Here is a 26,322-nt window from a genome sequence, read left to right on the forward strand (position 1 = left end):
AAACTAACCTGACCAGCCCGTATCATGAAAATGTGAATTTTTTTCCATAATTCAGCAGCAGATAACACTAAGCTCTTTAAAGATATTTTTTCCTGGGATGACGTAATTAATTTTTTATTGCGGGAGTGGGTGTGCTCCGCTAGTGGCTGCTTTCTGCCATAACAGGGCAGAAAATATCCAGGCAGGATATTGAGTGCGAACTGAGGGGGAATGCATGGGGCGCAAGCGTGGTATGCCAGTTGATGGCTGGCTGGTGATTGATAAACCCTCAGGTATGACATCGACACAGGTTGTCGGGCGTGCCCGTTATCTGCTTGATGCCCGTAAGGCTGGTCACGGAGGTACTCTTGATCCACTGGCAACCGGCCTGTTGCCGATTGCCTTTGGTAAGGCAACAAAAACAGTACCGTATATAATGGATGGCAGAAAAGTATACCGCTTTACCCTGAGAATGGGTGAATCGCGTGACAGCGATGACGCAGAAGGTGCGGTTACGGGGTATTCTGCTATTCGTCCGGATGATGATGAGCTGCGGGCGGCTCTGCCGGCGCTGACCGGCGATATTATGCAGGTGCCTCCGGTATTTTCAGCCCTTAAAGTTGGTGGTCAGCGCTCTTATGATATGGCACGTGCAGGCAGGCCTCCCGAATTGCCGCCACGCCCGGCACGGGTGGACAGATTCGAACTGATTGAGCGTGTAGATCGGGATACGGCTATATTTGAAGTCGAGTCCGGGAAGGGTGTTTATATGCGTGCTCTGGCGCGTGATGTGGCGCTCGCCTGCGGTACAGTGGGGTATATTACGGCCCTTCGGCGGCTGAGGGTTGGTCCTTTTACTGAAGCTGATGCAATAACGCTCGACAAGCTCGTGACAAATGATGAGAAATCCTCTACTGCTCCGGAGCTGCTTTATCCGGTTGCGACCGTGCTGGCCGACATCCCGGCGCTGGCCCTGACTGAGGATGAAGCAGCCTCTGTATTGCATGGGCGGGCTCTGAGCCTTGCCGATCTTGAAGGGCGTGTCCCCGAGGTTGGTGAAGGTGAACCCATTCGGGCAATGACGGGGGAGCGTGTGCTGGGGCTGTGCCGTCTGCGAGACGGATTGCTGCGCCCGGTACGCATTTTCTGATTTTTTGAATGGAGATATGTGATGTCGATTACTGCAGAACGCCGCTCAGCACTGATAAGCGAATACCAGACCTCACCTGGTGATACGGGTTCACCTGAAGTTCAGGTCGCGATCCTGACCGAGCGGATTAACAACCTGACCGAACATCTCAAAGAACATGCGAAAGACTTCCACTCTCGCCGTGGTCTGCTGATTCTGGTTGGTCGCCGTCGTAGCCTTCTTGACTATCTGCGCGGTAAAAGCGTTGCCCGTTACCAGGCACTGATTGCCCGTCTGGGTCTGCGCCGCTAAAAGCTGAGCGTGAGGGAGCGCATCGCTGCGTTTCCTCACAATCTTGTCGCATTGTTTGTGTTATTTTTGATTTATTACCAGTCAGTCTGATTGCAGATATAAAGAGGGATAACAGAAGTTTCCGGACCACAGCGTTTCCGACCACATGGTGCCTGGGCAATCATGCCAGTCTCCATGCCGTCCGAGATGCTGTCTGTTTATGTTAGTTTCTGTTTGACCTGTTTTTTTGTAATCTGATGGTACTGAAAACGAAAGCAGAGCTGAATGAGCATTGATTTTAAATATTTTCGTAAAGAAATTGAGTGGGGCGGTCGCCCTCTGATTCTTGAAACCGGCAAAATTGCCCGGCAGGCTGATGGTGCAGTTGTCGTAACCTACGGTGAGACTGTTGTACTGTGTACTGCTGTTGGGGCAAAATCAGTTAAAGCCGGTCAGGACTTCTTTCCTCTGACTGTTAATTATCAGGAAAAAGCCTATGCTGCGGGCAAAATTCCTGGTGGTTTCTTTAAGCGTGAAGGTCGTCCGTCAGAGAATGAAACTCTGGTTTCCCGCCTTATTGACCGTCCGATCCGTCCGCTGTTCCCTGAAAACTTCCGTAATGAAGTGCAGGTCATTGCGACTGTTCTCACGCATGATATGGAAAATGACCCTTCCATCGCTGCGTTGATCGGCTGCTCAGCAGCACTCACATTGTCTGGTATTCCGTTCTTCGGGCCGGTTGCTGGTGCACGCGTTGCATATAAAGATGGTGCATTCCTGCTCAACCCTACTCTTGAGCAGATGAAAGATACCGATCTTGATCTCGTCGTTGCAGGTACAGCCGACGGCGTTCTGATGGTGGAATCAGAAGCTTCTGAACTGTCTGAAGAAGTAATGCTTGAAGCCGTTACTTTTGGCCATAAAGCGTTCCAGACAGTGCTTGATGCGATTATTTCTCTGGCTGAGCATGCTGCAAAAGCACCGTGGGATCTGCCTGAAGAATCAAAAGAAGCCCAGAAACTGCGTACGCGTGTTGATAAAGTAGGCCGTAAGCTTTTTGCTGAAGCTTATAAAGAAAAGCAAAAGCAGGCGCGTTATGAGAAAATTGGTGCAGCGAAAGAAGCAATTCTTGAGAAGCTGACAGCTGAAGAGCTCGATGTTGACGCCGCTAAACCAATGCTTAAAGACCTTGAGGCTGACGTTGTACGTACCGCTGTGCTGAAAACAGGCCTGCGTATTGACGGCCGCGACCTGGTCACTGTGCGTCCGATCGTTTCAGAAGTTGGTATTCTGCCACGCGCTCACGGTTCTTCTCTGTTTACCCGCGGTGAAACTCAGGCTCTGGTTGTAACCACGCTTGGTACAGCTCAGGATGAACAGGTGATTGACGCACTTGAAGGCGAATATCGCACAAACTTCCTGCTGCATTATAACTTCCCTCCATACTCTGTTGGTGAGTGTGGTCGCGTTGGCTCTCCTGGTCGTCGTGAAATCGGGCATGGTAAGCTGGCATGGCGTGCACTGCATCCACTGCTGCCAACACGTAAAGAATTCCCTTATACGCTGCGTGTTGTTTCTGAGATCACAGAAAGCAATGGTTCTTCTTCTATGGCTACAGTGTGTGGCAGCTCGCTGGCTCTGATGGATGCCGGTGTGCCGCTGAAGCGTCCTGTTGCTGGTATTGCTATGGGTCTGATTAAAGAAGGCAAAAATTTTGCTGTTCTGTCAGACATTCTGGGTGATGAAGATCATCTTGGCGATATGGACTTTAAAGTGGCCGGAACTGATCAGGGTGTTACAGCTCTGCAGATGGACATTAAAATCACCTCAATCACACCTGAGATCATGAAGATCGCTCTTGAACAGGCTCGTGATGGCAGAATGCATATTCTGGGTGAAATGAGCCGTGCACTGACAGAAGGCCGTTCAGGCGTTTCTACCACAGCACCAAAAATCACCACTATGAGCGTTCCACGCGAAAAAATTCGTGATGTGATTGGTTCCGGTGGTAAAGTTATTCGTGAGATTGTTGAATATTCGGGTGCGAAGGTCGATATCGGAGATGATGGTACTATTACTATCGCTGCGATGTCTGAAGAGCAGGCGAATAAAGCGATTGAGCGTATTAATGGTATTGTAGCTGAGCCGGAAATTGGCCGTATTTATGATGGTAAAGTCGTAAAGACAGCTGATTTCGGAGCTTTTGTAAACTTCCTTGGTGCACGGGACGGGTTAGTGCATATCTCTGAGCTGACACAGGGTCGTGTGGGTAAAACCACCGATGTTGTTAAGCAGGGAGATGCTGTGAAGGTAAAAGTGATCGGGTTTGATGACCGCGGTAAAGTTAAGCTTTCGATGCGTGTTGTTAATCAGGAGACCGGTGCTGATATTACAGACATCGCAGGCGAAAAGCCTGGTCGTGCGCCGCGCCGGGATGCTGAATAAACCTCTTCTCTGAGGTTTGGTAGCAGCTGATCCTGACAGACATAACGACGATAGGATAAGAATGAAGTCGATCAATGCAGTTCGTATAGGTGGAGCTGAAATTTTGCCACTGATTGAAGGTGGCAAAGGTGTTTCAGTTTCTACCGGAGCTTCGGCCGGGGCCTGGGCTGCGGCCGGCGGTGCGGGTACGATTTCACTTGTGAACGCAGATAGTTATGATGAAGAGGGGAATATTATTCCCCAGATTTACCATGGCCGCACCCGGCGTGAACGTCATGAAGAGCTGATAGAATATGCTGTTCGTGGCGGTATCGCGCAGGCACGTATTGCTCACGAGATGGCAGGTGGAAAAGGACGTATCCACGCAAACATCCTGTGGGAAATGGGTGGGGCGGAGCATGTTATAGAAGGTGTTCTGTCAGGCGCTAAAGGTCTCATTCATGGTGTGACCTGTGGTGCGGGCATGCCCTATCGTTTGTCAGAGATCGCTGCACAGCATGGGGTGTACTACTACCCCATCGTGTCATCTGCACGCGCATTTAATGCGTTATGGAAGCGCTCTTACAGCAAAGCTTCAGACATGCTGGGTGGCGTTGTGTATGAAGACCCCTGGCGTGCCGGCGGGCATAACGGGCTTTCTAATACTGAAAACCCACTTAGCCCGGAAGAACCATACCAGCGTGTAGCTGCCCTGCGTAAGCTTATGCGTAGTTTTGGCCTTGATCATGTGCCGGTTATCATGGCTGGCGGGGTATGGTGGTTAGAAGAGTGGCAGGACTGGATTGATAATCCTGAGCTGGGGCCTGTTGTGTTCCAGTTTGGTACGCGTCCGCTTCTGACCCAGGAAAGCCCGATTCCTGATGCGTGGAAAAAACGGTTGCTCACTCTTAAAAAGGGTGACGTTTATCTTAATCGTTTTTCTCCGACAGGATTTTACTCCTCAGCGGTTAATAATAGCTTCCTGCAGGATCTGAGAGCACGTTCAGAACGTCAGGTTAGTATTTCGTCTGAGCAGACTGACGTTCATAATACGGCTTATGGTATTGGTGCGCGCAGGCGTGAGATTTTTGTCTCAGCAGAAGATGCCGCCCGTATGCAGAGCTGGGAACAGCAGGGCTTTACAGAGGCACTGCGTACCCCGGATTCAACACTTGTCTTTGTGACACCTGACCAGGCGCGTGAGATTGTTGCTGATCAGGTTGCATGCATGGGTTGTCTGTCTGAATGTAAATTCTCAAACTGGAGCCAGCGCGGGCCTTCTTATTCTACAGGCCGAAAAGCTGATCCGCGTTCTTTCTGTATTCAGAAAACATTGCAAAATGCGGCCCATGCATCAGTAGCTGATGGTCCTGCTGTTATGGATCATAATCTGATGTTTGGTGGTACAAACGCCTGGCGTTTTGGCTCAGATCCGTTTTATGCGAATGGTTTTGTGCCAACAGTCCAGCAGCTCGTTGACAGAATTGTCAGCGGGAGATGATGGTTTCTGATATATAAATGTTAAAAAAGCAGCCTGTCAGGGCTGCTTTTTTTATATCACCTTATTGCAGGTCATCGACCCAGGCGAGCAAGTTTCTGGTCTGTTTCATACTGATTCAGAGCATAAACGGCCCAGATTGCTGCCGGCACCCAGCCGATGATGGTCAGATGCAAAATGAGGCAGATGATTCCTGCAAATGGGCGTTTGATTGTAAAAAATAACAGCCATGGCAGGATAAGAGCTATAAGGAGACGCATAGTGTGTTTTCTCGCTGGTTTGTAAAAATGAGCCAACGTTCTGTAGCATACAGTGCTTCTTTCTCGGTGTAGAGGAAAAAACAGAAAACAAATGCCTGCCCTAGGTTCGGGCACAATTTTGTGCTAAAAATTGTCCATTGCCTGTCAGGTGTTTAAGCAGGCGCCCGGCCTTGCCTGGCGAATTGCCTGATATGTATTTACTTCAGGCGTACCTGGCTGCTCGGGTACGCGGCATGACAGAACGGATGAAACCTTGACCGATACCCCTGATCACCCGGGATCACCCGAGCCTTCTGCTCTCTTGCCAGTCACGATTGAGGAGGAAATGCGCTCCTCCTACCTCGCTTATGCGATGTCGGTAATCGTGAGCCGTGCACTTCCTGATGTGCGAGATGGCCTTAAGCCTGTGCACCGTCGTATTCTCTACGCGATGCATGAGAGTGGCTTTACCCATGATAAGCCTTACCGTAAGTCTGCCCGTGCAGTGGGTGAGGTTATGGGTAAATATCACCCGCATGGAGACTCCTCTATTTATGATGCCATGGTGCGTATGGCGCAGTCATGGTCGATGCGTGTCCGGCTGATTGACGGGCAGGGGAATTTTGGTTCGGTTGATGGCGACAGCCCGGCCGCTATGCGTTACACCGAAGCGCGTCTTGCCCGTGCTTCAACATTTCTGCTTGAAGATATTGACCGTGATACGGTTGATTTTCAGCCAAACTATGATGAAAGCGAGCAGGAACCAACAGTTCTGCCAGCGGCTTTCCCGAACCTGCTGATTAATGGTGCGACGGGTATTGCTGTTGGTATGGCAACCAATATCCCGCCTCATAATCCGGCTGAAGTTATTGATGCGACCCTTGCGCTGATCACTAATCCGGCTATGGAGCTGGAAGAGCTGATGACCTACATCCCCGGTCCTGACTTCCCGACCGGTGGTATTATTCTCGGGCGCTCTGGTATTCGTAACGCCTTTGCGACCGGACGCGGCGCTGTGATTATCCGTGCCCGTGCGGAGATTGAAGAAATTCGGAAAGATCGTAAAGCGATCATTATTACCGAAATCCCGTACCAGGTGAATAAGGCTACCCTGCAGGAGCGTATTGCAGAGCTTGTACGCAATAAGCAGGTTGAGGGTGTAGCAGATATCCGCGATGAATCCGATCGTTCAGGTATGCGCGTGGTTATCGAGGTGAAGCGTGATGCGACCCCTGAGGTTGTGCTGAATCAGCTCTATCGTTTCACGCAGCTTCAGACCTCTTTTGGCGTGAATATGCTCGCGCTTGATGGTGGTCAGCCGCGCCTGATGGGCCTGAAAGATGTTCTCACAGCTTTTATTGCTTTCCGCGAAGAAGTTATTCTGCGTCGTTCGCGCTTTGAACTGAATAAAGCGCGTGATCGCGGGCATATTCTGGTTGGCCTGGTGATTGCGGTTGCCAATATTGATGCGGTTATCGCTCTGATTCGTGGTGCGCCCGATGCAGCTGCGGCCCGTGCTGCTCTTATGGAGGCCCAGTGGGATGCCAGTGAAGTGGCTCCGCTACTTGAGCTGATTCATGATGATGGCAACCAGATTGTTGACGGTAAAGTCTGGCTGACAGAGGCTCAGGCACGCGGTATTCTTGAGCTGCGTCTGCAGCGTCTTACAGGCCTTGAACGTGAAAAAATTCAGAAAGAGCTTTCTGATGTGGCCATTCGCATTAACGAGCTGCTCGAGATTATCGGCAGCCACGTGCGTCGTATGGAAGTCCTTCACGATGAGCTGATGCTGGCCCGGGCTGAAGTGGCAACACCGCGTGCAACCGAAATTTCTGACTATGCAGGTGATCAGGATGATGAAAGTCTGATCGAGCCTGGTCAGATGGTTGTAACGATCACGCGTGATGGCTTTATTAAACGTACACCGCTTGACGTCTTCCGTGCGCAAAACCGTGGTGGCCGTGGCCGTACCGGTGCTGGCACACGTGGTGACGATATTGTTGTGCGTTCGTTTAACGCTCACACGCATCAGTGGGTTATGTTCTTCTCATCGGGAGGAAAAGCCTATCGTGAGAAGGTCTGGCGTTTGCCGGAAGCCAGCCCCACAGCCAAAGGCCGTGCGCTGGTTAACCTGTTGCCTGACCTTGGTACTGATACGATTACGGCTGTACTGCCTTTGCCGCATGACGAGGAGCTGTGGGAAGCCCTGCACCTTGTTTTCGCAACAGCGAGTGGTGGTGTACGCCGTAACCGTCTTAGCGATTTCCGTAATATTCGTGTCTCCGGCCTGATTGCTATGAAGCTGGATGAGGGAGACAGCCTGATTGGTGTTGCAACCTGCCGCGAAGGGCAGGATGTCTTCCTGGCGACCCGTAATGCACGTTGCATCCGTTTCCAGATTACGGATGAAACTGTACGCGTATTTGCCGGTCGCGGCTCTTCAGGCGTACGCGGTATTAAGCTGGGTAAAAATGACAGGGTTATCAGTCTTTCAGTGCTGAATCATGTTGAGGCATCGGTTGAAGAACGTTCGGCTTATCTGCGTATGGCGAATGCGAAACGCCGTGCTGAGAATGCAGCTGAACTGACTGATGAGGAGGATGCAGACCTTGTCGTTCAGGATAAAGAGGAGGAAGAGGAAGGTTCTCAGTCTCTGAACCTTCTCACGCCAGAGCGGTTTGCCGAGCTGGAAGAAGCGGAAGAAATTTTGCTGACCGTGAGCGATGGTGGTTTTGGTCGTCGTTCTTCAGCTTACGATTACCGTGTTAGCGGTCGTGGAGGTCAGGGTTTCACGAATATGACCTTCTCGGCGAACAAGCGCGGGAGCGAAGTGGCAGCAACACTGCAGGTGCTTAACGGCACAGACGTGATGCTCGTGACAGATGCAGGACGTTTAATTCGTGTGCCGGTTGATCAGGTACGCGTTATGGCGCGTCAGGCCAGTGGTGTGACATTGTTCCGTCTCAATGAGAATGAGCGTGTTACCAGTGTGTTCCCCGTGATTGATGATGGTGATGAGGAAAGCGAGAGTTCTGACGAAGCCTCGTCTGCCCCGGTGTCTTCGGCTCCGGACTCTGATGCCGCGGGGCAGGAAGGGTGACAACGACTCTGGCGCGGCGTACCGGCTTTTATGCCGGTACGTTTGACCCGGTAACAGCTGGCCATTTTGACGTTATTACCCGTGCTGCGCGACTTGTTGATAAGCTGATTATTGGCGTTGCAGAAAATACCCGTAAAAACCCGCTTATGCCCCTGGCCGACCGGTTAGACTGTATGGAGCAGGTGATTCTTCCGGTTGTTGAACAGACGGAATGCGATATTCGCGTTGTTTCGTTCGATTGCTTGCTGGTTGATGCGGTGAAGCAGCATGGAGCTTCTGTTATTATTCGCGGGCTGCGGGCACTGACTGACTTTGACTATGAGATTCAGATGACAGGGGTTAATCGTCGTCTGGATTCGTCGATTGAGACAGTTTTTCTTATGGCGTCTGAGCGAACTCAGTTTATCTCATCAAGTTTTACAAAAGAGGTTGCGCGTTATGGGGGTGATATTTCGCATTTTGTGACCCCATATACGCAGGAGCGTCTGCTGGCCTGTTTACAGGCGAGCAAGGCAAAACAAGCAAAAGATCGTTAAGTGCTCAAAGCGGTCTGAGGAAAAAAGAATGTCATCTGACTCTGATAAAAACAAACTCTACATGGACGTACCTGCCGGTCGCGTTGTTATCCAGCTCCGCTCTGATCTGGCGCCTCTGGCTGCTGAGCGTCTGCTGACTCTTTCAGAGCAGGGCTTTTACGACAATGTCCCGTTCCATCGTGTTATTCCTGGCTTTATGGCCCAGGGTGGTGACCCTACAGGTACTGGTATGGGCGGGAGTGATCTGCCTGACCTGAAAGCAGAGTTTACGAACGAAGCTAAGTTCCTGCGTGGTACAGTGGGCATGGCACGTTCGGCGAATCCAAATAGCGCGAACAGCCAGTTCTTCATTATGTTTGAACCTTCTCCACACCTTGATGGTGATTACACGATTGTTGGAGAAGTTATCGAAGGTATGGAGTTTATTGATAAAATCAAGCCTGGTAGTGGCATGTCCGGTCAGGTGAAAGACCCGGATCGTATTACGAAGATGCGTGCGTCCTCCTCTGACGCTGCCTGATTTTATATAAAAAAGGGAAGGTGCCATATCTGTGGTGCCTTCCCTTTTTTTGTTCCTGGTGCAATTTTTTCATTTAATTCTGTTAAAAATGCCCCAGGCGCCTTGACGGGGGGGCATGATGCGTTTAGACAGCGTTTCAACGAAACACACCGCCTTCTCAGAGGGTTAAAAAGTGTTTCTCTTTGGTGAGAGCCGGTAGCTCAGTTGGTAGAGCATTCGACTTTTAATCGAATGGTCGAGGGTTCGAGTCCCTCCCGGCTCACCATTATCCCCCATCTATAAAAAAATATTTTCCACAAAAAGCAAGCTAATTTTTCCTCGTGAAAAAACGGCAGCTTTACTGGGTTTTTTCTTTTTTATTCATGTTAAAGCAGAAAAATTAAAGAGTTTATGCACACAGTTATCCACAGATAATATGTTGTGTGGATGCATCTGTCACATATGGGATGAATTTACGTTTTCGGACCTCTGTTTGTCTGAATATGTGTTTTCTGTATAATCTTATGTGTTCAGTTAGTAATTGCAGAACATGATAAAAATATTCTTTAAAATAGTATGAAATGGTCTTTTTACCCTGCTATTATAATAACATCGAAAGTGGTAATGGACCCGTAAAACATGGGTAATACGTTCCTGCATAATATATTTGCATGGAATTTCTGAAATTTTTTAAATTATTATGACCAGAAAGAATTAAGAGTTCTGTGCGATATTTTTATAAAACAGGATTAGCCGCAGCTGCGGTTATTGCGGTGTCGTCTATAAGTGATGCGGCTGTAGCACAGGGAGTCGACGGTCTGCATAAATTACCCCCTGTGGCAGTGATGCAGGAGACACTGACGCAAAAACCGAATGATTCTTTTATTCTGATTCCATGTGATGATCAGACTGGTATTGCAGCATTCTGGTCTGGTGATGATTTTATTATTGTGGCTGATCGCATCGGGCTGAGTCTGGATGGTATCAGGAAAATCTCAGGGCCTTTTACTGATCAGAGTATTGTCACTCTTGATCATGCTACGCTGATCCGGTTCCATTTGCCTTCCCATCCTGAGCTGAGCATACGACGCGATTCGAGAGGCTGGCAGCTTGTCGCCGGGCATGCCTCGTCAAAATCCGGGCTGATGCCGGTCGTAAGGCCTGGTGCGCTTGAGTTCCCTCTGGCGCAGCCTGGTCATGTGGTTTCTTTTCCTGACCCTGCTACAGGTGCCCGGTTGTTGTTGATGACATCAAAAGCGGCATCTGGTGGCGTGACAGTTCCCTTCAGTGGTCCTGGTTATCGCGTGCGTGCCTCTCTTGAAGGCGTGGTGGTAATTGCTGATGCTGACTGCCTTATTTTTTCTCTGTCACATGCAGGGGGTGTTTTATCTTCTGCTCAGTCAACGCGCCTCCCGGTCGGGGGGGCTCTCGTCTTTCACGCTAATAACACCGCGCAGAACCAGGATTTAATTTTCCAGGGGCTGCAGAATACGACACCTCAGAATTTGAAGAATCGTCAGAAGGAAGCTGCCGATAAAGCAGGGCAGAGTTCAGGTCAGGAGAAGCCCTCCTTATTGTTTAATGCCGTACGAGCTGCTCTGGCTGCGGGGGATCTTCCAGCTGCACAGGAGTTGTTATCACAGGCTCAGAAAAGCGGTGCCGAAGCAGTTATAAATTCGCCGCAAAACCTTGCCCTGAGTGGTGTTGTGGCTCTGTTAAGCGGGAAAATAAAAGACGCAGAAATTCTGGCGGACACCAGGTGGATCGGGATGCCGGATATGACTCTCTGGCGTGCTTTTTATGGCCTGCAGGCTGGTAAAAAAAGCTGGGAAACCTTACCCGACCTCGCAGATAATATCAGTAAAATTAAACAATATCCTGACGCTTTACGCGATCTGATTTTGTCTTCCGTGGCGGCAGCTATAATACGATATGGTACTAATGGCGAAGTAAAACAGCTTGGTAATCTGCCTGATACGCCGGTGTATGCTCTGGTACGCGGGCTGATACTCATGCGTGAGAAGAAAGGCGATGCCGCCCGGGTTATCTTCGATCAGATGGCGTCTTCCTCTTCCGGGGGAGTGGCTTCTGTCGGGCATGTCATGCAAATCAGATTACGGCAGGTGCTGGGGCACGCTTATCCTGATGAAATTGTGCAGGATTATATCAGTCTTCAGAAAGATGAAGATGAAGCGGGAATTGCACCGGCATCATCGCGGCAGATTTTATATCTGGGGCTTTCTTCTGCCCTGATGCAGCTCAGGCAGTACAGATCAGCAATGATGATGCTTTCGTTTCTGTTGCCCGGACCTGAGATTCCGCAGGATATACTTGAGCAGGCGTATCGCGAGCTCATCAGAAAAATGATTTTTGAGAAGCTTGATCTGATTAAACATACAACAAAGCTTACCTCTGCGCAGAAAAATCAGATTTCTGATACAGTTGCACTGTCAGGGCAGAACTTACCTTTTTTGACTGACGGGCCAGAAAAAGCAGAGATACTGATGGGGTATGGTCAGTTACTGATGGCGCTTGATAATGTTTCGCGAGCGCAGCATATTTTCAGTCAGGCGATGGTACTGTTCCCAGCACCTGAACAGCGTAGTCAGGCGAAAGAACTGATGGCACGCGCTGCTCTGCTTCAGGGGATGACAGATGAGGCTGGTCAGTTGCTGGAGAGCATGCCGGCTCAGTTCCTTTCTCCGGCTCTGGCAGCCCGTAAAACGTATGATCTGGCCCTGCTGGCAAAAAAGAAAGGCAAAGCAGATCAGGCTCTGGCTCTGCTTGCTCATGATGAGACAGATGAGGGGCTTGATTTGCGTGGTCAGCTGTATGAGGCCAGCTATCAGTGGCCTGATGCCGTGCTGGTTATCGGTCGTCTGGCGACTCGGAAGTTACCTCAGTCAGGGGCATTGACTGAGGCGCAGCAAAGTCTGGCGGCGCGTCTTACGGCTGATGCTGTCTCAGCACATGATACAGATACCCTGCAGCGTCTTAAAAATTTTCTTTCCGGGCGGACCATGGGGCATGAGGCGGATCTCCTTCTCGAACGCCAGTTTAAAGGTGCAATGATTCGCCCGCCATCACACTGATATATTTTAATTTTTTATTTATTTTTGTGAAATATAAAAAAAACACTTGCGCCAGGGAGGCATAAGGACCTAGTTACGGGGCCTCTTGGCCCAAGGGGGCAATTCAGCCCAACAGGCTATCTACTGGTTTAGGGGTACGTCAATGAACGCACTTGCTCAACTGGGGATGGTCTCGGAACTCCCGAGCGATAACCAGACAGCTACTCTTCCCGCATCGTTTGACGAAGATCGTAAAGATTATTTCGTTGAAAGGGATGGCGAAAAATTTGCAGGCACGCATCTGCTTATTGATCTTTGGGATGCTACTAATCTTGATGACCCGGCACAGATCGATCGTACATTGTGCGAAGCCGCTGTTGCTGCGGGTGCAACTATTCTGCACAGTCACTTTCATCACTTCACGCCCAATGGTGGTGTGTCAGGTGTGATCGTTCTGGCAGAGAGCCACATCTCTATCCACACATGGCCTGAGCGTAACTTCGCCGCTGTGGATATTTTTATGTGTGGTGTTTGTGACCCGCATCTGGCTATTCCTGTGATGCAGCGTCTCTTCCAGGCAAAACGTATTGAAGTGGATGAGCAGCGTCGCGGTCGCGTTACTGTTAAGTAAGCACAGTCACTTTCTTTTTTCTGATAGTCTGCCCGAAGCCGGGACATGCCAGAAAGTGGCGCGTCCTGGCTTCGTTTTTATGAACCGGGTATAAAATACATGACACAGCAATGGATAGAAGAAACCCTGTACGATAACTGGGGTCAGCGTTTTCGCGTGGTTAAAGAACTGGCCCGCGTAAAAAGTGACTTTCAGGATATCGTTGTTTTCGAGAGTGATTCTCACGGGCGCGTTCTTCTGCTTGATGGCGTTGTGCAGATTACTGAGCGTGATGAGTTTGTTTATCAGGAAATGCTGACACACGTGCCGCTGTTTACGCATGCTGAGCCACGTCGTGTTCTGATCATCGGCGCGGGTGATGGCGGTGTGCTGCGTCGTGTGCTTGAACACCCAGGTGTTGAAAAAGCAGTCATGGTTGAGATTGATGGCAGCGTTATTGAGCTTTCAAAGAAATATCTGCCAGGTATTGCCGGTGATGCATGGAACAACCCGCGCGCTGAAGTAATTGTGGGTGATGGCATTGACTATGTGAAGCGTGCTGCTGATGGCTCGTTCGATGTGATCATTGTTGACAGCACTGACCCGATTGGTGTTGGCGAAGTTCTGTTTACTGACGAATTCTACGAAAACTGTGCCCGTATCCTTTCAGCCGAGGGGCTGATTGTAAATCAGTGCGGTGTGCCGTTCATGCAGGCTGATGAGCTGCATGAAACCAGTGCGCGTCGTGCACAGTTCTTCCCTCATGTATCAGCTTATGTTGCTGCTGTGCCGACTTATGTCGGTGGCTTTATGACACTTGGTATTGCTTCAAAAGGCAAAAACCCTGCGCAGCAGAATGCAAAGGAAGTGCGGGCTCGCGCAGTTCAGGCTGGCATTGCGGGTAAAACGGATTACTGGACACCTGAAATTCATGTTGGTGCGTTTAATCTGCCACCTTACATTGCGCGCCACCTGCCAGGTGCTGACAAAAAGGTAAAGTAAGCAGGTCACGATTGACTTGTTAGCGTAATGATGTCACCAGTTTAGCTGCACAGAGGGAGAGACCGGCTGCAAGGCCGGCGCCGAAGGAGCAACCGCCCCGGAAACTCTCAGGCAAAAGGACCCTGTGCAGTAAACTTCTGAAGAGAGGTGTTAACTCACCCGCCGACGGGATAGCGATCTCAGGCAAAAAGACAGAAGGGGCAGTGGACGGTATTATCCTGATCCGGAGCCCCGTGAGTTGTTTTTCTGTCTGTTTTCAGAGTTAACAATGTGCAGGGTTGCCGTGTCTTTTGTCATAAGGCAGCGTGCATGAGCACAGATTCTCTTCTCCATACTCCTCTTTATAATTTGCATGTGGATGCCGGCGGCAAAATGGTTCCCTTCGCAGGGTACGCAATGCCTTTGCAGTATGCTGACGGTATTATGGCTGAGCATCGTCACACACGGCAGCATGCCGGGTTGTTTGATGTGTCTCACATGGGGCAGGTGCGTTTGCGCGCACGCTCTGGTGATGTTGATACGGCCGCTCTGGCCCTTGAGCGCCTCGTGCCGGCAGATATTCTCGCACTTAAAAACGGGCGGCAGCGTTATACCCAGTTTACAACGCAGACAGGTGGCATGTTCGACGATCTGATGGTCGCCCGCCTTGATGATGAACTGCTTCTTGTAGTGAATGCCGCCTGTAAAGAGGCAGATATTGCCCGCCTGACAGCGGAGCTGACAGAGTGTGTGACGGAGCTATTGTCAGACCGCTCGCTTCTTGCTCTTCAGGGGCCTGAAGCAGAGCTGGTGCTGGCTGCTCTGGTACCTGACGTTAAAGATATGGCGTTTATGGATGTGCGGGCTTTTGATGTTGATGGCGCGCCCTGCATTATCTCCCGCTCAGGCTACACGGGGGAGGACGGATTTGAAATTTCTGTTCCCTCTTCTGATGTTGAGCGTGTTGCTCGTAAACTGCTTGAGCACCCTTCAGTGAAGCTCATCGGCCTCGGTGCACGTGACAGCCTGCGTCTCGAAGGTGGTCTGTGCCTGTATGGTGTTGATATTGATGAGACAACAACACTGGTTGAAGCTTCTCTTGAGTGGTCGGTTCAGAAGTCACGTCGTGCAGGTGGTAAACGTGAAGGCGGTTTCCCTGGTGCTGATATTATTCTCAGGCAGCTTGAACAGGGTGTAGGCCGCCGTCGTGTTGGCCTGAGCCCTGAGGGGCGGGCGCCTGTACGTCACGGCACAAAGCTGTATGCGGATGAAGCATTAACACAGCAGGTCGGACACATTGCATCTGGCGCTTTTGGTCCCACTGTCGGGGCACCTGTTGCGATGGGTTATGTCGATAGTGCTTATACCGCGTTGAAGACACCTCTTTTTGCAGAGCTGCGCGGTCGTGCTGTGCCTGTCACCGTTGCGGCTCTGCCATTTGTGCCGGCTGGTTTTAAGCGCTGAGCACCGGTTTTTTCTGATTTTTTATTCTGATTATTAAGGAAAAGTCTGACATGACGTTATATTTCACAAAAGAGCATGAATGGCTGCGTGTAGATGGCGATTCAGCTGTTGTTGGTATTACCCGCCACGCGGCTGATGAGCTTGGTGAACTGGTGTTTGTTGAAGTGCACCAGACCGGAACTGTCGCCAGTGCTGGCGATGCTGTGGCTGTTGTTGAATCCGTTAAGGCTGCGTCAGATATTTACGCACCTGTTGATGGCGAAATCCTTGAAGGCAATGCTGCGCTTTCTGATGACCCTGCACGTGTCAGCTTTGACCCGGAGGGCGAAGGCTGGATCCTGAAACTGCGTATCAGCAATCCGGAGCAGCTTTCTGCCCTGATGGATGCCGACGCGTACGCTGCTTTTATTGGTTAAGCTACGTTTTTACAGCTTCTGTTTCTGCGAGGCAGCAAACAGAGGCTGTAAGGCTTTTTTATTCTGATTGCGGGCCGACAGTCTGCAAAAACGCGCTGTTTGCCTGAATGTTTCGTCTGAACTGCTGTGTCAGTTTTATTTTTCAGGATCACCCCTGCATGCTCACCCCTGATTCTGCATCAGATCGTTGTTCTGCTTCTCCGGTAGCAGGCTTGTCAGTTTTTGATGGCCTTAAACCTGCGGCAGGTTCTTTTATGCCGCGTCATATTGGTCCTTCGGCCGATGATGTTGCTGTTATGCTTAAAACAGTTGGAGCCTCTTCGCTTGATGAGCTGATGAAGCAGACTGTGCCTGATGAGATTCGCCTGTCAGCCCCGATGGGGATTGGCGAAGGCTGGACGGAAGAGGAAGTTCTGGCCCATTTGCGCAGACTGGCCAGCCAGAACCAGGTGATGACGTCTCTCATCGGTCAGGGTTATTACGGCACGGTTCTGCCTGCTGTCATCCAGCGTAACATTCTTGAAAACCCGGCCTGGTACACAGCTTATACGCCCTATCAGCCTGAAATCAGTCAGGGGCGTCTTGAAGCTCTTCTCAATTTTCAGACGATGATTACCGAGCTGACAGGGCTGGATATTGCCAACGCGTCATTGCTTGATGAAGCAACGGCTGCAGCTGAGGCTATGTCTCTTGCGCACCGTGTTGCAAGGTCAAAAGCTTCTACGTTCTTTGTTGATGCAGAGTGCCATCCGCAGACACTGACTGTTTTAAAAACCCGTGCAGAGCCCCTCGGTATTACCATTGTTGTGGGTAACCCTGCTACAGACCTTGTTGCCTCTGATATTTTTGGTGCTCTTTTTCAGTATCCTGGTACATCTGGTGTCCTGAAAGACCTGCGTCCGTTTGCTGATGCTGTGCATCAGGCTGGTGGTATTGTTGCCGTCGCTGCTGACCTGCTGGCTTTAACGCTGCTGACCTCGCCTGGTGAACTGGGAGCCGATATTGCCGTCGGCTCAAGCCAGCGTTTTGGTGTGCCTATGGGGTTTGGTGGTCCCCACGCGGCTTATATCGCTGTGCGTGATGCCCATAAGCGTAACCTGCCAGGTCGTCTTGTCGGTGTGTCGGTGGATAGTGCCGGTAACCCGGCCTATCGCCTGGCTCTTCAGACACGTGAACAGCATATCCGTCGTGAAAAAGCGACTTCGAATATCTGCACAGCACAGGTGCTTCTGGCCATTATTGCCGGTATGTATGGTGTCTATCATGGCCCTGAAGGGCTGAAGGCAATTGCCCGTCGTGTACATGGTCTGACAGCAACTCTGGCAGCAGGTCTTAAGGCACTTGGGGCGACGGTTGAAACGTCTCACTTCTTTGACACGATTACCGTTCAGGCTGGCGCTGCTGCGCAGGATATTCTGGTCAAAGCACGTGCTGCAGGCATCAATCTGCGTGATGCAGGCGGGGGACGTCTTGGTATCAGCCTTGATGAGACCACGACTGCTGAGATTGTGTATGCGGTCTGGACAGTCTTTGAGAAAACTGCCGGACAGGTTGAGAGCATGGCACGGGGGCTTAGCGCAGCAGGTTCTGCTCTGCCGGATACGCTGAACCGTACATCTGCTTTTATGACGCAGCCTGTGTTTCGCTCCTGTCAGTCTGAGACTGATATGCTGCGCTATCTGCGCCGTCTGGCCGATAAAGACCTGGCGCTTGACCGTACTATGATCCCTCTTGGTTCGTGTACAATGAAGCTGAATGCTACGGTCGAAATGCTGCCGATCACATGGCCTGGCTTTAGTACCATTCATCCGTTTGCTCCGGCTGAGCAGACTACAGGCTATCAGGCACTGTTTGATGATCTTGAGCGCTGGCTGTGTGCTGTCAGCGGATATGATGCAGTCTCATTCCAGCCGAACTCAGGTGCGCAGGGTGAGTATGCTGGTCTGCTGGCCATTAGCGCATATCATCGTCATCGCGGACAGGAGAATCGTAATATCTGCCTCATTCCGGCATCTGCTCATGGTACTAACCCGGCATCAGCCCAGATGGCTGGCATGAAAGTCGTTGTGGTTAAGTGTGATGCGGGCGGCAATATCGATCTGGCTGATATGCGTGAGAAAGTTCAGGCACACGCCGCTGATCTCTCCGTTTTCATGATTACCTATCCTTCTACGCATGGTGTTTTTGAACAGAACATCCGCGAGATCTGTGACCTGGTGCATGAAGCAGGCGGACAGGTGTATGTCGATGGCGCCAATATGAATGCGCAGGTTGGCCTGGCACGCCCCGGTGATTATGGCGGTGATGTCAGCCATTTTAACCTGCATAAAACATTCTGTATTCCGCATGGTGGCGGTGGCCCAGGCATGGGGCCAATTGGTGTAAAAGCACATCTTAAGGACTTTCTGCCAGGTAACCCGGCAGCAGCTGAGACCTCGCTGGCAGTGAGTGCCGCACCATTTGGTTCTGCATCTATTCTGCCAATTTCATGGGCTTATATCCGTCTGATGGGGGATGCAGGTCTGACACGGGCAACGCAGGTTGCTGTGCTGAATGCTAACTATATCGTCAGCCGTTTGTCAGAAGTTTATCCGGTGCTTTATCGCGGGTCTCATAACCGTGTGGCGCACGAATGTATTCTTGATCTTCGTCCGATCAAAGATCAGACGGGCGTGAGCGTTGATGATATTGCCAAGCGACTGGTCGATTATGGCTTTCATGCGCCAACAGTCAGTTTTCCTGTTGCGGGTACCTTTATGATCGAACCAACCGAATCGGAAGGGAAAGCAGAGCTCGATCGCTTTTGTGACGCAATGCTGGGTATCAGAGCAGAAATTGGTGCGGTTGAAGCGGGCAGACTGAGCGCTGAGCAGTCAGCTCTCCGTCATGCACCGCATACGTCTGATGTCGTAACGGCAGAAGAGTGGGATCGTGCCTATCCACGCAGGCAAGGGGCCTTCCCGGAGGGTGTCGCGTTTACAACAAAATACTGGCCGCCTGTCGGGCGTATTGATAACGCTCATGGTGACCGTAACCTGGTGTGCACCTGCCCTGATATTTCGGAGTATATGGAATAATACCAGGAAGTTATTATCAGTAACGGAGGGGCCTTATGGCCCCTTTTTTATGGGTATTTTATCTGAGAAAATCTTCGATGGCCTTATTCATGGCTTCGGGCTGATCGAACATAATCAGATGACGCGAATTATCGATACGCACCAGCGTGACATCAGGCATATTTTTGTAACCGGCTTTGAAAATTGTCTCCATATAATCCCCGGCAGGTGTTTTTTGATCTGTCTTTCCGTACAGTGTCGGGTCATAGGCATAGAGAACAAGGGTTTTGACTTTGTTAGATAAAATTTGTGGGCGCAGGTCTGTTTGTGCGTCTTCATACAAAGCCTGTGCAACAATCGCGGGATCACTGGTTTGCGTATTTATCAGAATGTATTGTTGCCCTGCCGGACTTAAAGCCAGCATCTGAGCAATCTGTTTTTGGGCTTGTTTCGCCTGCTCAGGATTTTGATGCACAATATTATCACGTGTTGCCAGAGCGATCTTTTTTGTATTTTCAACAGTCGCCTGAGGGCCATATAAATTACCATAAAAGGGTAGTGTATCGACAACTATGATTTTGGAGACATCCTGTGGGTATTGCTGAGACAGCATCAAAGCAATCAGCCCGCCGAGTGAGTGCCCGATGAGCACGGGGTGCATATGGCGGGTCGTAATGTAGTTGTGGAGCTGCTTAACAACTGAGGGTAACAGAAAGAAACGGGATGTATTGTGAGGGAATTTTTGCCCGGCGAAGCCGTTAATTTGTAGCATATGAAGGTGATAATCAGATGAAAGTCGCAGGGCTTCGTTTGCCCATATATCACGTCCTTCGCTTAGCCCTGGTATAAAAATAATATCAGGTTTTTGCGTTGTTCCTTCGTCTGTTATGGTAAAATGTGACGAAGAAAACGCAGCAGATTGCGACTGATGAGAAATATTTTCTGTATGCGCGGCAACAGGAAATGTCAGTAATAAATAATAAGCACCTAACTTCAGAATAGCGCGGGATAATTTTCGCATTTTCATGACCTTATTGTTGGCTAAGGTCAGTATAGATTTATGAAAATAATTTTAGAATTATAAAATCTTCATAACAAAAAACGCACCAGTAATAACCTGATGCGTTTAATCTGAAACTAAAATGAGTTTTTGCCTTATCTGTGGCTGGTATGTCTTACGCCTGGTCTGTGATGTATACCTGACCGAACGTGTCTGACAGCAGGTTTTTGTTTTGTCCCTGACGGGAGGTTCTGGTCATTGCTGACAGTATCTGATGTGGCTGAGTGCAGACCGTCAACAGGCTGAGCATTTTCCGGAGCCTCAGCAAGCTGGGTAGCCAGGTTCGGGTTATTCTGTATTTTCTTTGCCCAGGCCATCATAACGGCACTGCGTGCATTTTCAGGATTCTGGTGGTGCTGAGGCGCTGAGGTGTTGTGATTGTCGTGCCCGTAAATGAAGCCATATGTCGGGTAAATTGAACCAAAACTACCGGAATGATTGTTCAGTGCAACGCGAACAGCTGACCAGTCATTGTTGGGTGAAACATCAATAACGGGTGTATTGTGAGCAATGCCGTTCTGCGCCCAGTGTGACTGATCGACCATAATAGTACGGCTGTTAATGATCTGTCGTACAACAGCAACATGTCCCAGAGGCATGCGGCGTATCGGGCGGAAGTTTAGTACACCACCTTCGCGGGGTGCTGAGCCACGCTCATAAACTCCGGCGGCTTTGTACCACCAGTCCCGTGCATTACCGCGAATAACAACATCAGATGCAGTTTTTGCGTAGGCAACACACTGAATAACGTGGCCACCACCTGCATAGTGATGTCTGCGGGCATGGCTGTAATGCAGAGAAGCTCTGTTTATTCTGTGATGATTTGTAACAGAATGAGAGACTCTCTTAGCCCATGCAGGCTGCAGGGTGGCAGATAAGGACAGCAGAGAAACAGCGGCTACTTTGAGTATAAGAGAGCCTGACTGTTTTTTTCGCATGTCGCCTTACCTCGTTCATATTAAATCTGTTCTAGGTCTGTTGTCTGAAACAACTGTAAGAGGAGTTATCTGACATTCTGTGCATATCGGGCAAGCACTGAAAGCAGAGCAATAAACATGCTTTTATCGATTTGTCATAAAAAGGATAGCAAAAAATGTTTTATAGGAAAAATTTCCTATAAAATGATAAAATCTGCAAAATTATAAAAAATGAGGGTTCTTTTTTGTCGGAGCGAGCATACAGAATGACGGCCAGGATTCGTCAGGAGAGTTGCGAAATTATCACAGCTTGTGTGGCCTGACCGTCACAAAATAAGAGTGTTTTATTTAGTGGTAACCAGCATAATTTCGACCAGCATACGGGGGTCTGCCAGCACAGCCTGAACACAGGCACGTGCAGGAGCCTGATTTTCTGGCAGCCATGCTGTCCAGTGTTTGTTCAGAGCATCGCGGTCGTTAATGTCTTTGAGCCAGATCTGAGCCTGCAGCAGACGTGTGTTATCTGTTCCGTGGTGTTCAAGTAATTCATCAAGCTGTGCCAGCACATCGCGTGTCTGCCCATCAATATCCTGGCTCAGGTCACGTGCAACAACACCCTGTGTGAACACAAAACCATGATACTCTACTGCTGTAGAAAGGACAGGAGAGGGGTTTGTGCGCAGAATTCTACTCATTCTTTTATTGTACTCCGAAAAAGGCTGTGGCTAACGGGCTGGTAACGTTATGTCTGCCAGCTTCTGCCGTTATTGTTCAGACGGATCTGCCAGATGGTCAACAGATGAAATGCTTATAGTCGGGCGAATTGTTGCAGGCGTTCAGGTGTATCAAAATCAGTCAGGAGGGCAGGGTCAGATTCGATGAGATGCAGAGCTGCCCCAAGCTGCCTGAGAAGGTCGCGTCCGCCTTTATCTCCCTCTGCCTGTTTAAGGGCAGAGAACTGATCAGCGCGCCATATTACCGGGTTACCAGGGCGGCCATGCAGCAAAGGGGCCGCTGCGGGGGGCGGGGAGGGTACATGCTGCGTTGCTATTAATGTGTTGAGTAATGTTACGGGCACAAGTGGCATATCTCCTAGGCAGATCAGCGCAGAGTGTGCCTGGTATTTTTCAGCGACTTCTATCCCGGCTCGTAAAGAGGCTGACAGGCCCAGTGCTGTATTATGTGAGACACATAATTCTATGCGGTCTGATAAAGCCGAAGCCTGCGTGACAATATTCTTTAAGTCGGTGCGTTGTGGTGGCACTACCACCACAGCCCGGTCAGTTATGCTGTCCAGGGCAGTATTGATCGTACAGCCAAGCATTGTTTGCCCGGCAGCATTAGTTGCCAGAAGCTTATGGCTGGGCGCGGTACGGCGGGAATAGCCTGCGGCCAGAATAAGCGTGATATTGAGGCGCGACATTACCAGCCTGGTGCTTCCGCCAAGGAGGCATTACGCCGTACGGCAATAATTTCCGCCAGAATCGAGATAGCAATTTCCTCAGCACCAGTCGCGCCAATGGCCAGACCAACCGGACCGTGAATGCGCTTCAGTGAATGTTCAGAAAAGCCTGCTTCATGTAGTCGTTTAATCCGGCTCGCCTGGGTTTTACGTGAGCCCAGAGCACCAATATAGAAAGCAGAGCTGCGCAGTGCGACCTCCAGTGTCGGGTCATCCAGTTTGGCATCATGTGTCAGGGTGACAATAGCTGTCATACTGTCAGGTTTTAGCTTATGCAGTAACTCATCCGGCCATTCTGTAATCAGGGTTGTGCCGGGTATAAGGCCGGGGAAGCGTTCTTCGGTCGCGAGCGGTGTCCGGGGGTCGATAACAACCGGAGCCAGCCCTGACATGCGGGCCAGCAGAGCAAGATGCTGCGCAATATGTACTGCTCCGACAATAAGAAGGCGCAAAGGCGGGGGCAGTGGCTGCACAAACCATGCCGGTGTTTTGTTTTCGCTTTCAAGGGCTTTGCTGCGTCCCTCTTTAAGGCTTTGCAGGGCCAGGCGGCGGACAGGAACAGGAATATCGGGTGTGTCCCCCCCGGCGAGCTGCTCCTCCGTCAGTAAAGTGTGGTGTAAGCCATCCATGGTTCTGATCAGAACAACGCTCTCACGCCGGCTCTGTGCAGTCTGCGCCGTGCGTAAAATGGCTTCAGGTAATGTGCCCCACGGGCAGGCGGCGTTTTTAACGGCTTCAAGTAAAACTTCGAGTTTACCACCACAGGCCAGCCCGACTTCCCATGCGCGCTCTGAGCTGACACCATAAGAGATAATACGTGGCGGGGCACCATTCATAAGTTCCTGCGCGGCGGTAATGACGTCTGTTTCAACACAGCCGCCGCTGACAGAGCCCTCTATCCGACCGCTTTCGCTCATGACCATTACGCTGCCCGCTGGCCGGGGGGAGCTGCCCCATGTACCGGTGACGGTTGCAATCACAACCTTATCGCCTGCATCACACCAGTGCAGTGCATGATCAATAAGGGTTCGGGCCGGAAGGGGATAGCTGGTCATAACGACTAATAAAACCTGACATAACAAAGACTATACTTGAGAGGAGTGTAGGCTTCTATCGGAGCATAGACCAGTGCCGTTAAAAGGAAGTTGTTTTTTCGCTCAGTTTTTATGTGCCTGCTCTCGTGATAGTATGACTTAAGGTTTTAAGTGGACTGTAGCCGTGACGTTTTGTTTTGCGTGAGCAGCGCCTGAAGAAGTAGGAGTTAAGAGACGTGCATTTCACCTTTGATGGTTTGCAGGTGCGGGTTGTTCCCGTCACCCCTTTTCGGCAAAACTGCTCTGTATTGTGGAACCCTGAGACAGCTGAGGCTGTCGTTGTTGATCCTGGCGGTGATGCAGATGTTCTGGCTCAGTTCCTGGAGCAAAATAATCTTACTGTGTCAGCGATTATTCTCACTCATGGGCACCTTGATCATGCAGGTGGTGTGGCGCCGCTGTGTCGTATTCTGGCAGAACGTCAGGGTAAAGCGCCGGTCGTTATCGGCCCTGATAAGCGCGATGAATTTCTTTTGTCCTCTATCGAGAAGCAGGCCGGACATTTTGGTCTGAGTGAGCTGGAGAATGCGACAGCTGATGAGTATAGTGAGGACGGGCAGGTGCTCGATCTGATCGGGCGTAAGCTTCATGTGCTTCATGTACCTGGCCATACGCCTGGGCATGTTGTCTTTATCGATCATGCTGCAAAAATCGTATTTGCAGGAGATACTCTCTTCAAAGGGGCAGTGGGTCGTACTGACTTTGCTTATGCTGACGAGTCCCTTCTTTTAAATTCTATTCGTGAAAAGCTGTTCTCTCTGGATGATGGCTATATCGTTGTTCCCGGGCACGGAGGGCACACCACAGTGGGTGCCGAGCGTAGCGGTAATCCTTTCTTTAATGCAGGCTGAGGCATGTGATGAGTGTTAATGTAAAAACCGGTATACGGTATGTTCTGGCAGCAGGCCTGTGTGCTGCTATGGTCACCGCAGCTCCGCTGTATGTTTCTGCACAGGAGCAGGAGCTGCCTGAGCCAGTTCAGGCACAGCCTAAACTGCCTGTTGAAAAACTGACGATCACGTCAGCCAGTGGTGAAGCACATATTTTCTCTGCTGAGATAGCCCGTACACCCAGGCAGCAGCAGGTTGGCGAAATGTTTCGTACGCATATTCCTGATAACGAGGGTATGCTTTTCGTGTGGAGCTATCCGCAACAGAGCGATATGTGGATGAAAAATACGCTTGTTCCGCTCGATATTGTTTTTATCGGTGCAGATAATCGTATTCAGGCCATCGCAGAAAATACTGTGCCTCAGAGCCTGGCGCATATCAGCAGTCATGGGCCAGCTGTGGCTACACTTGAACTGGCCGGCGGTGTTACGGCTCGCCTTGGTATTGTTGTGGGCGATAAAGTTGACGCCGCGGCTCTGAAGAAAAAGTCCTGAATAATCAGCCTGATGTATGTGGCAGTAAGTGTGGCTGATGCAGGCAGATACCATTCCAACCTGTTTGACGAGGTAGAAGCGTGACGATTCTGGTAACCGGGGCAGCCGGGTTTGTTGGGTATCATACCTGTCTGGCTCTGTTAAAAGAGGGGGCTGAGGTTATCGGTATCGATAACCTCAATGCGTATTATGACCCCCGTCTGAAGCAGAATCGTCTTGATCAGCTCAGGCAGAAAAAAAACTTCACCTTCTTCCGGATGGATTTGTGTGATCTGCTGGCAGAAAATGCCCTTTCTGATGTCAGCGCGCGCATTACCGGTATTGTGCATCTGGCTGCGCAGGCCGGCGTGCGGTACTCGGTGCGTAACCCTGAGGCTTTTGTGCATTCCAATGTGCAGGGTCATGTAGCTGTGCTCGAGTTTGCACGCAGGCTGCCCCGGCTTAAGCACCTGGTGTATGCATCTTCTTCGTCCGTTTACGGGCGCAATACGCAACTGCCTTTTCGTGAAACAGACAGAGTCGATGTTCCAGGCTCGTTTTATGCTGTGACAAAACGCAGTGGTGAACTCACTGCCGAGTCTTACTCTCATCTTTACGGCCTGCCACAGACCGGGCTGCGCTTTTTCACTATCTACGGGCCGTGGGGCCGACCTGATATGGCGTATTACAGTTTTGCCAGGGCGATGACGCTGGGTGACGAGGTGACGTTGTATGAAGGCGATAGCCTTGCACGTGACTTTACCTACATCAGTGATGCTGTTCGTGCCGTATTACTCGTGCTTGTCAGACCGCCAGCTCATGGCACAGCGCGGATTCTCAACGTTGGCAGTGATCATCCCGAATCTGTGCGGCATATGGTGCATCTGCTGGAGAAAGGACTGGGGTGTAAGGCTCACCTGAGATTGCTGCCGCGCCCGCAGGCTGATGTTGAAAAGACCTGGGCTTGTGTTGAACGCCTTCATGAACTGACCGGATGGCGCTCTGAGGTGTCATTTGAGGCAGGACTTTCTGCCTTTACGCAGTGGTTCAGAACATATGAGGATTAATTTTGATTTTTTTTGAGGATTTTTGCTTTTTTTTGAGTGGAATTGAGTGGAATTGAGGTGTGTTTG

22 protein-coding genes, 1 tRNA gene and 1 riboswitch are annotated in these 26,322 nt (G+C 50.5%); of the genes, 17 read left to right on the forward strand and 6 right to left on the reverse strand.

Annotation, left to right across the window (positions count from 1 at the left end):
* Positions 1-214 precede the first annotated feature (214 nt).
* The 4 genes from truB (at position 215) to HK11_RS03485 (ending at position 5,324) form a co-directional block, all read left to right on the forward strand.
* Positions 215-1,129 (forward strand): tRNA pseudouridine(55) synthase TruB, encoded by a 915-nt coding sequence (gene truB, locus HK11_RS03470; protein WP_086553941.1) that lies wholly within the window; start codon positions 215-217, stop codon positions 1,127-1,129.
* 21 nt (positions 1,130-1,150) lie between these two features.
* Positions 1,151-1,420, forward strand: coding sequence for a 30S ribosomal protein S15 (rpsO, locus tag HK11_RS03475; RefSeq protein ID WP_086553942.1), 270 nt, complete (start codon positions 1,151-1,153; stop codon positions 1,418-1,420).
* A 264-nt stretch (positions 1,421-1,684) separates the two neighbouring features.
* A complete protein-coding gene (gene pnp, locus HK11_RS03480) occupies positions 1,685-3,844 on the forward strand; it encodes a polyribonucleotide nucleotidyltransferase (RefSeq protein WP_086553943.1) in 2,160 nt (719 codons plus the stop codon).
* A gap of 61 nt (positions 3,845-3,905) precedes the next feature.
* Entirely contained in the window at positions 3,906-5,324 is a 1,419-nt protein-coding gene (locus HK11_RS03485) for a nitronate monooxygenase family protein (RefSeq protein WP_086553944.1), read from the forward strand.
* A gap of 71 nt (positions 5,325-5,395) precedes the next feature.
* On the opposite strand, the gene HK11_RS03490 is transcribed toward HK11_RS03485, so the two are convergent.
* On the reverse strand, positions 5,396-5,581 hold the full coding sequence (locus tag HK11_RS03490; RefSeq protein ID WP_086553945.1) for a YqaE/Pmp3 family membrane protein: 186 nt from the start codon (positions 5,579-5,581) through the stop codon (positions 5,396-5,398).
* A 325-nt stretch (positions 5,582-5,906) separates the two neighbouring features.
* Between HK11_RS03490 and gyrA the strand changes: the two genes are divergently transcribed.
* The 10 genes from gyrA (at position 5,907) to gcvP (ending at position 19,314) form a co-directional block, all read left to right on the forward strand.
* A complete protein-coding gene (gene gyrA / locus HK11_RS03495; protein WP_369822916.1) occupies positions 5,907-8,660 on the forward strand; it encodes a DNA gyrase subunit A in 2,754 nt (917 codons plus the stop codon).
* Positions 8,657-9,196 (forward strand): pantetheine-phosphate adenylyltransferase, encoded by a 540-nt coding sequence (gene coaD / locus HK11_RS03500; protein WP_086553947.1) that lies wholly within the window; start codon positions 8,657-8,659, stop codon positions 9,194-9,196. The genes gyrA and coaD overlap by 4 nt, the downstream gene beginning before the upstream one ends.
* Positions 9,197-9,224: 28 nt before the next feature.
* Complete coding sequence (locus HK11_RS03505; protein WP_086553948.1) at positions 9,225-9,716, forward strand: peptidylprolyl isomerase; 492 nt, start codon at positions 9,225-9,227, stop codon at positions 9,714-9,716.
* A 189-nt stretch (positions 9,717-9,905) separates the two neighbouring features.
* Positions 9,906-9,981: transfer RNA gene (locus tag HK11_RS03510), tRNA-Lys, on the forward strand.
* A 439-nt stretch (positions 9,982-10,420) separates the two neighbouring features.
* Positions 10,421-12,787, forward strand: a complete 2,367-nt coding sequence (locus tag HK11_RS03515; RefSeq protein ID WP_086553949.1) for a hypothetical protein — start codon at positions 10,421-10,423, stop codon at positions 12,785-12,787.
* 142 nt (positions 12,788-12,929) lie between these two features.
* Positions 12,930-13,397: an adenosylmethionine decarboxylase gene (speD, locus tag HK11_RS03520; RefSeq protein ID WP_086553950.1), complete on the forward strand. Its 468-nt coding sequence runs from the start codon at positions 12,930-12,932 to the stop codon at positions 13,395-13,397.
* Positions 13,398-13,496: 99 nt separating this feature from the next.
* Positions 13,497-14,378, forward strand: a complete 882-nt coding sequence (gene speE / locus HK11_RS03525) for a polyamine aminopropyltransferase (RefSeq protein WP_086553975.1) — start codon at positions 13,497-13,499, stop codon at positions 14,376-14,378.
* A 43-nt stretch (positions 14,379-14,421) separates the two neighbouring features.
* Positions 14,422-14,510: riboswitch (glycine riboswitch) on the forward strand.
* 177 nt (positions 14,511-14,687) lie between these two features.
* Entirely contained in the window at positions 14,688-15,821 is a 1,134-nt protein-coding gene (gene gcvT / locus HK11_RS03530; protein WP_086553951.1) for a glycine cleavage system aminomethyltransferase GcvT, read from the forward strand.
* A 50-nt stretch (positions 15,822-15,871) separates the two neighbouring features.
* Positions 15,872-16,237 carry a glycine cleavage system protein GcvH gene (gcvH, locus tag HK11_RS03535; RefSeq protein WP_086553952.1) on the forward strand — a complete coding sequence of 122 codons (366 nt, stop codon included), beginning with the start codon at positions 15,872-15,874 and terminating at the stop codon, positions 16,235-16,237.
* A gap of 254 nt (positions 16,238-16,491) precedes the next feature.
* Positions 16,492-19,314, forward strand: a complete 2,823-nt coding sequence (gcvP, locus tag HK11_RS03540) for an aminomethyl-transferring glycine dehydrogenase (protein ID WP_233133292.1) — start codon at positions 16,492-16,494, stop codon at positions 19,312-19,314.
* A gap of 58 nt (positions 19,315-19,372) precedes the next feature.
* Here the strand turns inward: gcvP and HK11_RS03545 are convergent, their stop codons facing one another.
* The 5 genes from HK11_RS03545 to HK11_RS03565 form a co-directional block, all read right to left on the reverse strand.
* On the reverse strand, positions 19,373-20,314 hold the full coding sequence (locus HK11_RS03545; RefSeq protein WP_158092780.1) for an alpha/beta fold hydrolase: 942 nt from the start codon (positions 20,312-20,314) through the stop codon (positions 19,373-19,375).
* 134 nt (positions 20,315-20,448) lie between these two features.
* The gene (locus HK11_RS03550) at positions 20,449-21,291 is read right to left on the reverse strand and encodes a CHAP domain-containing protein (protein ID WP_143216345.1); all 843 of its coding nucleotides are present in this window, start codon (positions 21,289-21,291) and stop codon (positions 20,449-20,451) included.
* A 323-nt stretch (positions 21,292-21,614) separates the two neighbouring features.
* Complete coding sequence (locus HK11_RS03555; RefSeq protein WP_086553955.1) at positions 21,615-21,965, reverse strand: RidA family protein; 351 nt, start codon at positions 21,963-21,965, stop codon at positions 21,615-21,617.
* 113 nt (positions 21,966-22,078) lie between these two features.
* Positions 22,079-22,693, reverse strand: a complete 615-nt coding sequence (locus HK11_RS03560; protein ID WP_086553956.1) for an NTP transferase domain-containing protein — start codon at positions 22,691-22,693, stop codon at positions 22,079-22,081.
* Complete coding sequence (locus HK11_RS03565; RefSeq protein ID WP_086553957.1) at positions 22,693-23,787, reverse strand: XdhC family protein; 1,095 nt, start codon at positions 23,785-23,787, stop codon at positions 22,693-22,695. Before HK11_RS03565 ends, HK11_RS03560 begins: the two co-directional genes overlap by 1 nt.
* 215 nt (positions 23,788-24,002) lie before the next feature.
* Here HK11_RS03565 and HK11_RS03570 point away from each other — a divergent pair, with 215 nt between their 5' ends.
* The 3 genes from HK11_RS03570 (at position 24,003) to HK11_RS03580 (ending at position 26,256) form a co-directional block, all read left to right on the forward strand.
* Positions 24,003-24,677 (forward strand): MBL fold metallo-hydrolase, encoded by a 675-nt coding sequence (locus tag HK11_RS03570; RefSeq protein WP_233133289.1) that lies wholly within the window; start codon positions 24,003-24,005, stop codon positions 24,675-24,677.
* An 8-nt stretch (positions 24,678-24,685) separates the two neighbouring features.
* Positions 24,686-25,210: a DUF192 domain-containing protein gene (locus tag HK11_RS03575; RefSeq protein WP_173560193.1), complete on the forward strand. Its 525-nt coding sequence runs from the start codon at positions 24,686-24,688 to the stop codon at positions 25,208-25,210.
* Between the two features lie 80 nt (positions 25,211-25,290).
* On the forward strand, positions 25,291-26,256 hold the full coding sequence (locus HK11_RS03580; RefSeq protein WP_086553958.1) for an NAD-dependent epimerase/dehydratase family protein: 966 nt from the start codon (positions 25,291-25,293) through the stop codon (positions 26,254-26,256).
* Positions 26,257-26,322: the final 66 nt, after the last annotated feature.

The organism is Acetobacter sp. DmW_043, assembly GCF_002153485.1.
In the GTDB taxonomy this organism is placed as follows: domain Bacteria; phylum Pseudomonadota; class Alphaproteobacteria; order Acetobacterales; family Acetobacteraceae; genus Acetobacter; species Acetobacter thailandicus.

Coding starts and splice junctions, on each gene's coding strand:
- truB (WP_086553941.1), top strand. CDS start 215: ATGGGGCGCAAGCGTGGTATGCCAGTTGATGGCTGGCTGGTGATTGAT.
- rpsO (WP_086553942.1), top strand. CDS start 1,151: ATGTCGATTACTGCAGAACGCCGCTCAGCACTGATAAGCGAATACCAG.
- pnp (WP_086553943.1), top strand. CDS start 1,685: ATGAGCATTGATTTTAAATATTTTCGTAAAGAAATTGAGTGGGGCGGT.
- HK11_RS03485 (WP_086553944.1), top strand. CDS start 3,906: ATGAAGTCGATCAATGCAGTTCGTATAGGTGGAGCTGAAATTTTGCCA.
- HK11_RS03490 (WP_086553945.1), bottom strand. CDS start 5,581: ATGCGTCTCCTTATAGCTCTTATCCTGCCATGGCTGTTATTTTTTACA.
- gyrA (WP_369822916.1), top strand. CDS start 5,907: ATGCGCTCCTCCTACCTCGCTTATGCGATGTCGGTAATCGTGAGCCGT.
- HK11_RS03505 (WP_086553948.1), top strand. CDS start 9,225: ATGTCATCTGACTCTGATAAAAACAAACTCTACATGGACGTACCTGCC.
- speD (WP_086553950.1), top strand. CDS start 12,930: ATGAACGCACTTGCTCAACTGGGGATGGTCTCGGAACTCCCGAGCGAT.
- speE (WP_086553975.1), top strand. CDS start 13,497: ATGACACAGCAATGGATAGAAGAAACCCTGTACGATAACTGGGGTCAG.
- gcvT (WP_086553951.1), top strand. CDS start 14,688: ATGAGCACAGATTCTCTTCTCCATACTCCTCTTTATAATTTGCATGTG.
- gcvH (WP_086553952.1), top strand. CDS start 15,872: ATGACGTTATATTTCACAAAAGAGCATGAATGGCTGCGTGTAGATGGC.
- gcvP (WP_233133292.1), top strand. CDS start 16,492: ATGCCGCGTCATATTGGTCCTTCGGCCGATGATGTTGCTGTTATGCTT.
- HK11_RS03545 (WP_158092780.1), bottom strand. CDS start 20,314: ATGCGAAAATTATCCCGCGCTATTCTGAAGTTAGGTGCTTATTATTTA.
- HK11_RS03550 (WP_143216345.1), bottom strand. CDS start 21,291: ATGCGAAAAAAACAGTCAGGCTCTCTTATACTCAAAGTAGCCGCTGTT.
- HK11_RS03555 (WP_086553955.1), bottom strand. CDS start 21,965: ATGAGTAGAATTCTGCGCACAAACCCCTCTCCTGTCCTTTCTACAGCA.
- HK11_RS03560 (WP_086553956.1), bottom strand. CDS start 22,693: ATGTCGCGCCTCAATATCACGCTTATTCTGGCCGCAGGCTATTCCCGC.
- HK11_RS03565 (WP_086553957.1), bottom strand. CDS start 23,787: ATGACCAGCTATCCCCTTCCGGCCCGAACCCTTATTGATCATGCACTG.
- HK11_RS03575 (WP_173560193.1), top strand. CDS start 24,686: ATGAGTGTTAATGTAAAAACCGGTATACGGTATGTTCTGGCAGCAGGC.